Source organism: Actinotalea sp. JY-7885 (assembly GCF_014525465.1).
GTDB lineage: Bacteria > Actinomycetota > Actinomycetes > Actinomycetales > Cellulomonadaceae > Actinotalea.
The window spans coordinates 1-10497 of the sequence record NZ_JACEXH010000120.1 but is presented as its reverse complement, the minus strand read 5'-3'; the positions used below and the strand labels follow the sequence as shown (position 1 = coordinate 10497).

The window sequence follows — 10497 nt, the reverse complement described above, 5'->3', positions numbered from 1 at the left end:
CGGCGGCGCTCGCCGACCTGGCCGCCGCCGCGCTCGAGGCCGCGCTGGCCCTCGCGCGCGCGGCGCACCCCGACGAGGCGGCGACCGTCCGGCTCGCCGTGATCGGCATGGGCAAGTGCGGCGGCCGCGAGCTCAACTACGTCAGCGACGTGGACGTGATCTACGTCGCGGAGCCGGTCGAGGGCCGCTCGGAGGACGAGGCGATGCGCGCGGGCGCCAAGCTCGCCGCGTCGCTCGCCCGGGCGTGCGACGGCACGGCGACCGAGCCACCGCTGTGGCCCGTCGACGCGGCCCTGCGGCCCGAGGGCAAGAACGGCCCGCTCGTGCGCACGGTCGCGAGCCACGTCAGCTACTACGAGCGCTGGGCCAAGACCTGGGAGTTCCAGGCCCTGCTCAAGGCCCGGGTCGTGGCGGGGGACCGTGAGGTGGGCCGCCGCTACACCGAGGCGATCGCCCCCATGGTGTGGTCCGCCGTCGAGCGCGAGAACTTCGTCGAGGACTCCCAGGCGATGCGGCGCCGGGTCGAGCAGCACGTGCCCGCGGCGGAGGCGGACCGTCAGCTGAAGCTGGGCGTGGGCGGCCTGCGGGACGTCGAGTTCACCGTCCAGCTGCTGCAGCTCGTCCACGGCCGCGCGGACGAGTCCATCCGCAGCCCCAGCACGCTGACCGCGCTGGCCGCGCTCGCTGCGGGCGGCTACGTGGGGCGCGACCACGCGTCGCGGCTGGCCGTGTGCTATCGCCTGCTGCGCGCGCTCGAGCACCGCATCCAGCTGCACCGCCTGCGGCGCACGCACCTGATGCCCACGGACGAGGGCGAGCTGCGCACGCTCGCGCGCTCGATCGGCATGCGCGCCGGGGGAGCGGCCGAGGTGCTCGAGCGGTGGCGGACGGTACGCCGCGAGGTGCGGCACCTGCACGAGGAGCTCTTCTACCGCCCGCTGCTCCCGGCGACGGCCAGCCTGTCCCGCGAGGACGTCACGCTCGCCCCCGACGCCGCCCGCGCGCGCCTGGCGGCGATCGGCTACCGGGACCCGGCCGGCGCGCTGCGTCACATCTCCGCGCTCACCGAGGGCGTGAGCCGGCGCGCGTCCATCCAGCGGCAGCTGCTGCCGGTCCTGCTGGGGTGGTTCGCCGAGGGCAGCGACCCCGACGCGGGGCTGCTGGCGTTCCGCCGCCTGTCCGACGAGCTCGGCACCACGCACTGGTACCTCAAGCTGCTGCGTGACTCGGGCGTCGCCGCGCAGCGCCTCGCGCGCCTGCTCTCGACCTCGCGCTACGCGGCCGACGTGCTCGCCCGCTCGCCGGAGTCGGTCGCGTGGCTCGACGACGACGCCGAGCTCGCGCCCCGCGACGTCCTGCGCCTCGAGGCGGAGGCGGACGCCGTCCTCACCCGGCGCGACGACGCCACGGAGGCCGCGACGCTGCTGCGGGCGCTGCGGCGGCGCGAGATGGCGCGCACCGCGGTGGCCGAGGTCCTCGGCTCGAGCTCGGTGGTCTCGGCCTCGGCCTCGCTGACCGCCGCCGCCGACGTCGTCCTGGCGGGGGCCCTGCGCATCGCCGAGTACGAGGTGCAGCACGGTCCCGACGGCACGCTGACGCGCAGCGCCATCATCGCGATGGGCCGCCTGGGCGGCAGGGAGCTGGGGTACGCCTCGGACGCGGACGTGCTGTTCGTGCACGACCCCCTGCCCGGCGTCGACGACGCGCGTGCGCAGGCCCAGGCCATGACCGTCGCGCAGCGGGTGCGCCAGATGCTGGGCCAGGTCGGCCCGGAGCCGGCGCTCGAGGTGGACGCGGACCTGCGCCCCGAGGGCCGCAACGGGCCGCTCGTGCGGACCCTCGCGTCGTACCGCGAGTACTACCAGCGCTGGTCGTCGCCGTGGGAGAGCCAGGCGCTCCTGCGGGCGCGCCCGGTGGCCGGTGACCCGGCGCTCGGGGACGCGTTCGTGACGTTGATCGCCCCGCTGCGCTACCCGGACGGAGGCGCCGACGCGGGCATGGTGCGGGAGGTGCGCCGGCTCAAGGCGCGCATGGAGGCCGAGCGGCTGCCGCGCGGCGTCGACCCGAGCCGGCACCTCAAGCTGGGGCGCGGTGGCCTGAGCGACGTCGAGTGGACCGCGCAGCTGCTCCAGCTGCAGCACGGGTTCGAGGTCGAGGGCCTGCGGACGCCGAGCACGCTCGAGGCGCTCGACGCGGCGACCGGCGCCGGGCTGGTCGACGCCGCCGACGCCGCCGTCCTGCGCGAGGCGTGGCTGCTGTCCTCGCGCCTGCGGGACGCCCTCGTCCTGTGGAGCGGGCGGGCCGGCGGTGCGGGCGCCGACGTGCTCCCGCACGACCGGCGCGCCCTGTCCGCGCTGGCGCGCCTGGTGGGCTTCGGCCCGGCGTCGGGCGCCGAGCTGGAGGAGACGTACCTGCGCGCGGGCCGCCGCGCCCGGGCCGTCATGGAGCGCCTCTTCTACGGCTGACACACGCGGTCGCTGCGGATTGGGTCCGCCGGATGGGGTTCGGCTCACGCTCGCCCTGTTCGCCGCGCTCGTGGGCGTCGGCGCGTACACCGCCAGACGCCCGGGCTGACGGCCCGGCGCCCGCGTCAGCGCAACCCGCGCGCGGGCCCCTCGATCTTGGGGCAGGTGTCGACCACGACGTCGAGCCCCGCCGCGCGGGCGCGCTCCTCGGCGGCCGGGTCCGTGACGCCGAGCTGCAGCCAGACGGCCCTGGCCCCGACAGCGATCGCCTCGTCGATGACGGCACCCGCGCGCGAGGAGTTGACGAAGACGTCGACGACGTCGACCGGGCCGGGCACATCGGTCAGGCTCGCGTACCCGGTGGCGCCGTGCACCGTCTCGGCGCGCGGGTGGACGGGGACGATCTCGTGGCCGAGGCCCTGCACGTAGGCCGAGACGCCGTACGCGGCGCGGGACCGGTTGGTCGACAGCCCGACGACGGCCCACCGGCCGGGCGTGGTCAGGAGCCGGTCGATCACCGCGGGATCGTTCATGCGGCCAGCCAAGCACAGCGCGGGTCGCGGTGCAGGTGGCGGGGCCGGTTCGAGCGGCACGGTGCGCCGCGCGCGACTGGACGCCGTCCCCAACGGCCGAGCGGCGACGTCATTCCTGGTCAGCGTGCACGGCCGGGTCGTGTCAGACCCTGTCCGTAGGGTGCCGGTATGTCCACTTCGCTGAGCGACCCGGTCGGCGCCGGTCCGGTGCCCGAAGACGGTGGCGGGGGTGCCGGCACCTGGGCCGAGGCGTGGCTGTGGTCCGTGCGGCACCGGCTCGCGGCGGAGCTCGAGGAGGCGGTCCCCGGCCCGGACCTTGCCGCTCGGCTCGGCGGCCTGGAGCCGGCGGACATGGACGACGCCGCGCTGATCGAGGCGGTGGCCGCGTGGGAGCGGCTGGCGTCCTGGGTCGCCGCCGGCCAGGCGCGCGTCATCGCCCAGCTCGCGTCGCTGCCGCGACGAAGGGGTGGGGCCTTCGTCGCCGATCAGGTTGCTGCGTGCCTCTCGACGACCGGGGCCGTGGCTGAGAACAAGGTTGCCCTCGCGCTCGCTGCGGAGCGGGTGCCCGCCGTGGGTGACGCGCTCGCTCGCGGCGAGATCGACGTGCGTCGCGCGACCGTCCTGACGGACGAGCTGCGGCGGCTGCCGGACGCCGCGGCGCAGGACGTCGCCCTCTCAGTGCTTCCGGGCGCCCGCACGTGCACCGCGCCCCAGCTCCGGTCCCGGCTGCGACGGATGGAGCTGCTGCGCGATCCCGACGGCGCCGCGGCGCGGCACGCGGACGCGCGCGGGCAGCGCCGGGTCGAGCTGCAGCCGGTCGCCGACTCCATGGCGTGGCTCAGCGCGTACCTCCCCGCCGACGACGCCCTGGCGGTCCACACGACGCTGACCGCGCTCGCGGGGGAGGCCGCGCCCGACGACTCCCGGTCGCTCGACGAGCGTCGTGCCGACGCCCTCGTGGACGTCGCCAACGGCGGGCTTCGTCTTCGCGGCGACTGGTCTGGTGCCTGTCGGTCTCATCCTCTGCATCATCGCCTGGAGCGAGACGCGCAGCGGTGAGCGCGGCGGCCACGCCTTCACGGTCGCCGGGCTCACCCTCAGCGTGATCTGGTTCGCGCTCATGGCGTTGGCGATCGCGCTGGCGGCCAGTGGGGTCAGCCTGCTGTCCCTCGTGCTAGACGCCCTCCTCACCGGCTGATCCGAGACGTCGTTCCTGGTCAGCGTGCACGGCCGGGTCGTGTCAGACCCTGTCCGTAGGGTGCCGGTATGTCCACTTCGCTGAGCGACCCGGTCGGCGCCGGTCCGGTGCCCGAAGACGGTGGCGGGGGTGCCGGCACCTGGGCCGAGGCGTGGCTGTGGTCCGTGCGGCACCGGCTCGCGGCGGAGCTCGAGGAGGCGGTCCCCGGCCCGGACCTTGCCGCTCGGCTCGGCGGCCTGGAGCCGGCGGACATGGACGACGCCGCGCTGATCGAGGCGGTGGCCGCGTGGGAGCGGCTGGCGTCCTGGGTCGCCGCCGGCCAGGCGCGCGTCATCGCCCAGCTCGCGTCGCTGCCGCGACGAAGGGGTGGGGCCTTCGTCGCCGATCAGGTTGCTGCGTGCCTCTCGACGACCGGGGCCGTGGCTGAGAACAAGGTTGCCCTCGCGCTCGCTGCGGAGCGGGTGCCCGCCGTGGGTGACGCGCTCGCTCGCGGCGAGATCGACGTGCGTCGCGCGACCGTCCTGACGGACGAGCTGCGGCGGCTGCCGGACGCCGCGGCGCAGGACGTCGCCCTCTCAGTGCTTCCGGGCGCCCGCACGTGCACCGCGCCCCAGCTCCGGTCCCGGCTGCGACGGATGGAGCTGCTGCGCGATCCCGACGGCGCCGCGGCGCGGCACGCGGACGCGCGCGGGCAGCGCCGGGTCGAGCTGCAGCCGGTCGCCGACTCCATGGCGTGGCTCAGCGCGTACCTCCCCGCCGACGACGCCCTGGCGGTCCACACGACGCTGACCGCGCTCGCGGGGGAGGCCGCGCCCGACGACTCCCGGTCGCTCGACGAGCGTCGTGCCGACGCCCTCGTGGACGTCGCCACGCGCTGGCTCGACGCGGGGGCGCACCCCGACGGGACGCCGCTGGCGACGCGGCAGGGCAGGCGTCCGCACCTGGCCGTGACGGCGTCCGCCGCCACCCTGCTCGGCCTGTCCCACGAACCCGCGGACCTGCAGGGCTACGGCCCGATCCCGCCGGACATGGCGCGCCGCATCGCGTCCCGCGCGACGTGGGAGCCGCTCCTGGTCGCGGTGCGCAGCGGCGAGCCGCTGGCGCGCGGCACGCGTACCTACGCCCCGACCCGGTCGCTGCGCGACGCGGTGGGCCTGCGGGACCGCACCTGCCGGTTCCCCGGGTGCCGCATGCCGGCGGCGAGGTGCGACATCGACCACGTCACGCCGTTCGACCCGGTGCCCGGCGTCGACGAGCCCAGCGTCGACGAGCCCGGCGTCGAGCAGACCCGCGTCGGCAACCTGCAGGCGCTCTGCCGCCACCACCATCGGGCCAAGACCCACGGCGGCTGGAGCCCGACGCGGCGCGAGGACGGCGTCACCGTGTGGCGCTCACCCACGGGCCAGACCTACCGCCGGCTGCCCGAGCACGAACCGCCGATGAACCCGCCGCGACCGCCGCCGCCCGACGGCGTCATCATCGACCTCCACCCGCCGCCGTTCTGACGCGCTCGGGCCCGCACGGCCCGGCCCGGCGGGGGCCGGGGGGCGGGGCGCAGCCGGCGCCTTCCGCCTGACGGCGTCACGTCCCTGCCGCGAGCAGGTCGCCCTCCTCCTCGAGGCGGCGGACGACGTCGTCGGGGCCCAGCTGGACCATGCCCGGCTCGACCTCGTCCCAGCGGCGGGGCGCGGCGACGCGGGGCTCGTCCTTGGCGCGCAGGGAGTACGGCGTCACGGTGGTCTTGGCCGGGTGGTTCTGGCTCCAGTCCAGGAGCACCTTGCCCGGGCGCAGCGCCCGCTTCATGTTCGCCAGCAGGAGGTCGGGATGGGCCGCCGCGAGCTCGTGCGCGACCGTGCGCGCGTACTCGCGCACCTCGGTGGCCGGCCGGACCTTGGGCAGCGGCGCGTACAGCTGCATGCCCTTGCTGCCGCTGGTCACCGGGAACGTCGTCGTGAGGTCGTCCTGCGCCAGGCGGTCGGCGACGAGGTGCGCGACGCGGGCGCACTCGTCGAGGCCGGCCGGGGGACCGGGGTCGAGGTCGATGACCAGCCGGTCCGCGCCGCGCAGTCCGCCGCGCGGCCCGACCGTCCACTGGGGCGTGTGCAGCTCGACGGCGCCCTGGTTGGCCGACCACACCAGGCCCGGCAGGTCGTCCAGGAACGGCAGGTCGAGGACCGTGCCCTCGTCCTCGGTGCCCGGGCTCGCGGGCAGCTGGAGGTGCCGCAGCCACTCCGGGGCGCCGCGCGGCGTGTTCTTCTCGAAGAACTTCTCGCCGTGGACCGTCGTCGTGAAGCGGATCCGCGTGACGGGGCGGTGCTCCAGCTGGCGCAGGATCGCCGGCGCGACGGCGGTGTAGTAGCCGATCATCTCGGCCTTGGTGAAGCCGGTGGAGGGGTACAGCACGCGGTCCAGGTGCGTGAGCTTGACCGGGCGCCCCTCGACCTCGACCCACTGCGCGTCGTCCTTCGCCACGGTCATCCCCTCGCTCGGCGGCAGGTCACGGAGCCTCCCACGCGTCGACGTCGCCATCCGTGCGCAACGCGCGGACCACGGGGTGACGCAGGCGCCCGCCCCGCATCCGCTGGAGGTAGACGACGTCGACGCCGACCTCCGGCCGACACCACGTGACGCCGCGCGCGTCGACGTCGGGCACCTCGTCGTCCAGCACGGGCTCGGTGCTCTCGCGGCCGGTGAGCTCGCGCAGCAGGTCCGCGCCGCGGCGCCCGGCGAGGCCGCTGCCCGCCTTGCCCAGGTAGCGCCACCTGCCGTCCGCGTCGGGGGCGCCGAGCAGGATCGCGCCGAGCCGGTTGCTCGACGCCGCGACGCCCGCTCTCCCGTACCCCTCGCTGCGCCAGCCGACCACGGCGGCGGTGCGCGTGGCGCGGTGCGCCGCCTTCACCCAGTCGGGTGATCGGCGCCCCGGCTGGTAGGTCGACGTGCGCCGCTTCGCGACGACCCCCTCGAGGCCGTGCTCGAGCGTCACCTGCCACAGCGTCGGGCCGTCGGGGTAGACGGGGGAGAGCTGCACGTGCGCGGGCAGCTCGAGGCGCTCCAGCAGCTCGCGGCGCTCGCTGAACGGCCGGCGGCTCACGTCCACGCCGTCGAGCACCAGCACGTCGAAGACGATGTACGTGGCGGGTGCCGAGGTCGCGAGGCGGGACGCGCGTGCGGCGTCGCGCACGTTCATGCGCTCGGCGAGCGCCTCGAACGACGGGATCCCGCCCGACATCACGACGACCTCGCCGTCGAGCACCGTGCCCGGCATGGCCGCCAGACCGGCGAGCTCGGGGTAGGTCACCGTGACGTCGCGACCGGAGCGCGCGACCAGCCGCAGCGAGCCGCTCGTGGTCTGCGCGAGCACCCGGACGCCGTCCCACTTGACCTCGTAGGACCACTCCGGACCCTCGGGCAGACGGCCCTCTTCGGCCGCACGGGTGGCGAGCATGGGCTGCACGGGTCCATCCTGCCCACAGAAGGTGCCGACCGGCACCCGGATCGCGCCTGCCCTCGATCGGCACAGCGCCCCGGGAGCAGGCAGCCCGACCTGGCGGGCGCGGCGCCGAGGAGGTGGGCGCATGCGTGCGATCTGGAAGGGCGCGGTGGCCTTCGGGCTGGTCAACGTGCCGGTCAAGCTCTACGCCGCGACCGGTGAGCACAGCGTCCCCCTGCACCAGGTGCACCGCGAGGACGGCGGCCGGATCCGGTACAAGAAGGTCTGCAGCGTCGACGGCGAGGAGGTCCCCTACGGCGACATCGCCAAGGGCTACGAGACCGACGACGGGCGGATGGTCGTCCTGACCGACGAGGACCTCGACGACCTGCCCCTGGCGACGGAGCGGGAGATCGCCGTCGAGGAGTTCGTGCCCTCGGACCAGGTCGACCCGATCATGCTCGGCAAGACGTACTACCTCGAGCCCGAGAAGACGGCCGCGAAGCCGTATGCGCTGCTGCGTGAGGCGCTCAAGACCACCGACCGCATGGCCGTGGTCAAGGTGGCGCTGCGCCAGCGCGAGTCCATGGCGGTGCTGCGCGTGCGCGACGACGTCATCTGCCTGCAGACCCTGCTGTGGCCGGACGAGGTGCGCTCGGCGGACTTCCCGATCCTCGAGGCCGAGGTGCAGGTGCGTCCCCAGGAGCTGCAGATGGCGTCCTCGCTGGTCGAGTCGCTCGCCGCCGACTTCGACCCCTCGGCGTTCGAGGACCGCTACCAGGCGGCCCTCGAGTCGCTCATCGAGGCCAAGGTGTCCTCGGGTACCACGATCAAGGCGGCGGCCGGCAAGGACGACGACGAGGGCTCGGGCGGCGAGGTCGTCGACCTGCTCTCGGCGCTCCAGCGCAGCGTCGAGAAGGCGCGCGGCGCGCGTGCCGGTTCGGCGGCGCCCGCCGAGCCCGCGGCCGAGCCCGCGCCGAAGCGGGCGAGCCGCGCCAAGGCGGCCCCGAAGGACGACGAGGCGGCCGAGAAGCCGAAGCGCGCGAGCCGGGCCAAGCCCAGGGCCGACGACGCGGAGCCCGCGAAGAAGACCACCCGGCGCCGCGCCTCGTGAGCGTGGCGCGGGACGACGTCGTCGGGACGCTGCACCGGATCGCCTTCCTGCTCGAGCGGCAGCAGGCGTCTGAGTACCGCTCGCGCGCCTACCGCGGCGCCGGCGACGCCGTCGCGGCGCTCGAGGACGCCGAGTGGCGCGCGCGCACGGCCGACGGCGCCTGGCAGCAGCTGCCGGGGGTGGGGGAGCGCACGGCGGAGGTCATCGCCGCCGTCGTGCACGGCGAGGTACCGGGCGTGCTGGCGGACCTCGAGCGCGAGCTGGGCGAGCGCCTGCGGGCGGCGACCCCGGCGGGCCAGGCGCTGCGGGACGCGGTGCGCGGCGACCTGCACTCCCACACGGACTCCAGCGACGGCGGCGCGCCCGTGCAGGCGATGGCGCTCGCGGCGGTCGAGATCGGCCACGAGTACCTCGCGATCACCGACCACTCACCGCGGCTCACGGTGGCCAACGGGCTCTCGGCCTCGCGCCTGCGGCGGCAGGTCGAGCGCATCGGGCAGATGAACCGCGTGCTCGCGCCGTTCCGCCTCCTGACGGGCATCGAGTGCGACATCCTCGACGAAGGGACGCTCGACCAGGAGCCGGCGCTGCTGCACGAGCTCGACGTCGTCGTGGCGTCCGTGCACTCCAAGCTCCGGATGGAGCGCGCGGCCATGACGCGGCGCATGGTCGCGGCCGTCAGCGACCCGCGCACCGACGTGCTGGGGCACTGCACCGGGCGGCGCGTGCGCGGCAAGGAGCGGCCGCAGTCCGAGTTCGACGCCGCCGCCGTGTTCGCCGCCTGCGCCGAGCACGGCGTGGCCGTCGAGGTGAACAGCCGCCCGGACCGGCAGGACCCGCCGGACGACCTCATCGCGGTCGCGGCCGAGGCCGGGTGCCTGTTCAGCATCGACTCCGACGCGCACGCCCCGGGCCAGCTGGACTGGCTCGTCGACGGCTGCGACCGGCTGGCCGCGCACGGCGTCGACGTCGACCGCGTGGTCACGACGTGGCCGGTCGAGCGCCTCCTCGCCTGGACCCGCGCCCGCTCCTGAGGAGGGACCCGGGGGTGCTACGCCCTCGCGTCGCGGGCGCGACGGGTGCTCGGCTCATCGGGCCGGCGCGGCGCGGCGCGCCTCAGGCCATGGGCGCGGCAGGTGCCGTCGCGGCGGGGACGGGCTCGGTCCCGGCGGCCGTGGTCGCGGCAGGCGCCGTGGTCGCGGCGACGGCCAGGCCGCGCAGGGCCGTGCGGTCCACCTTGCCCGTCGCCTTGCGGGGCAGCGTCGCGACGCCGACGACGGCGGTGGGCAGCTTGTGCCGGGCGAGGGTCAGGGCGCCCAGAGCGCGGACCTCGTCGAGCGCGGGGAGCGGCCCCGGTCCCTCGACGGCGAGCACGATGGTCTCGCCCCACCGCGGGTCGGGCACGCCGACGACGGCGAGGTCGTCGACGCCCTCCCGGGTCGCCAGCTCCGAGACGGCGCGCTCGACCTCGCAGGGGAAGACCTTCTCGCCGCCCGTGTTGATGACCTCGCTGAGGCGCCCGACCACCGTCACGCAGCCGTCCGGGTCGAGGGTGGCCAGGTCACCGGTGCGCAGCCACCCGTCGTCGGTGAACGCGGCACGCGTCGTCTCCGGGTCCCGCCAGTACCCGGGCGTGACGTTCGGGCCGCGGACCTGGATCTCGCCGGCGGCGACGACGGCGGCCGAGCGGGCGCGGACGTCGTCGTCGCCCACGCACGTCGCGGGGGCGGCCGTGGCGGCCGTGGCGGCCGCGCCGG

General features: G+C 75.9%; 10 protein-coding genes. 6 read left to right on the top strand and 4 right to left on the bottom strand.

All coding sequences use genetic code 11. The annotated features are described in order from the left end of the window. Window positions 1–2465 (top strand): bifunctional [glutamine synthetase] adenylyltransferase/[glutamine synthetase]-adenylyl-L-tyrosine phosphorylase (locus tag IDM29_RS11480; protein ID WP_188037550.1); only part of this gene is annotated, 2465 nt, incomplete at its 5' end. Between the two features lie 125 nt (window positions 2466–2590). On the opposite strand, the gene IDM29_RS11475 is transcribed toward IDM29_RS11480, so the two are convergent. Beyond that, window positions 2591–2998 (bottom strand): CoA-binding protein, encoded by a 408-nt coding sequence (locus IDM29_RS11475; RefSeq protein WP_182111410.1) that lies wholly within the window; start codon window positions 2996–2998, stop codon window positions 2591–2593. 168 nt (window positions 2999–3166) lie between these two features. Here IDM29_RS11475 and IDM29_RS11470 point away from each other — a divergent pair, with 168 nt between their 5' ends. The 3 genes from IDM29_RS11470 to IDM29_RS11460 all read left to right on the top strand — a co-directional run bounded on the left by IDM29_RS11470 (window position 3167) and on the right by IDM29_RS11460 (window position 5701). Beyond that, window positions 3167–4057: a DUF222 domain-containing protein gene (locus tag IDM29_RS11470; protein WP_188037549.1), complete on the top strand. Its 891-nt coding sequence runs from the start codon at window positions 3167–3169 to the stop codon at window positions 4055–4057. Beyond that, window positions 4002–4196, top strand: coding sequence for a hypothetical protein (locus IDM29_RS11465; RefSeq protein WP_188037548.1), 195 nt, complete (start codon window positions 4002–4004; stop codon window positions 4194–4196). Before IDM29_RS11470 ends, IDM29_RS11465 begins: the two co-directional genes overlap by 56 nt. Before the next feature lie 68 nt (window positions 4197–4264). Further along, window positions 4265–5701, top strand: a complete 1437-nt coding sequence (locus tag IDM29_RS11460) for an HNH endonuclease signature motif containing protein (protein ID WP_188037547.1) — start codon at window positions 4265–4267, stop codon at window positions 5699–5701. A gap of 76 nt (window positions 5702–5777) precedes the next feature. Here IDM29_RS11460 and ligD read toward each other — a convergent pair whose 3' ends face one another. Together ligD and IDM29_RS11450 are read right to left on the bottom strand one after the other, a co-directional pair. After that, window positions 5778–6674 (bottom strand): non-homologous end-joining DNA ligase, encoded by an 897-nt coding sequence (gene ligD / locus IDM29_RS11455; protein ID WP_182111407.1) that lies wholly within the window; start codon window positions 6672–6674, stop codon window positions 5778–5780. Window positions 6675–6693: 19 nt separating this feature from the next. After that, window positions 6694–7641: a DNA ligase gene (locus IDM29_RS11450; RefSeq protein ID WP_182114192.1), complete on the bottom strand. Its 948-nt coding sequence runs from the start codon at window positions 7639–7641 to the stop codon at window positions 6694–6696. Window positions 7642–7771: 130 nt separating this feature from the next. Between IDM29_RS11450 and IDM29_RS11445 the strand changes: the two genes are divergently transcribed. Both IDM29_RS11445 and IDM29_RS11440 read left to right on the top strand, forming a co-directional pair. Further along, on the top strand, window positions 7772–8740 hold the full coding sequence (locus tag IDM29_RS11445) for a Ku protein (protein ID WP_182111406.1): 969 nt from the start codon (window positions 7772–7774) through the stop codon (window positions 8738–8740). Beyond that, the gene (locus IDM29_RS11440) at window positions 8737–9774 is read left to right on the top strand and encodes a PHP domain-containing protein (RefSeq protein ID WP_182111405.1); all 1038 of its coding nucleotides are present in this window, start codon (window positions 8737–8739) and stop codon (window positions 9772–9774) included. The genes IDM29_RS11445 and IDM29_RS11440 overlap by 4 nt, the downstream gene beginning before the upstream one ends. 82 nt (window positions 9775–9856) lie before the next feature. On the opposite strand, the gene IDM29_RS11435 is transcribed toward IDM29_RS11440, so the two are convergent. Continuing rightward, window positions 9857–10497, bottom strand: a 641-nt coding sequence (locus IDM29_RS11435) for a class I adenylate-forming enzyme family protein (RefSeq protein WP_188037546.1), incomplete at its 5' end; no start/stop codon positions are given.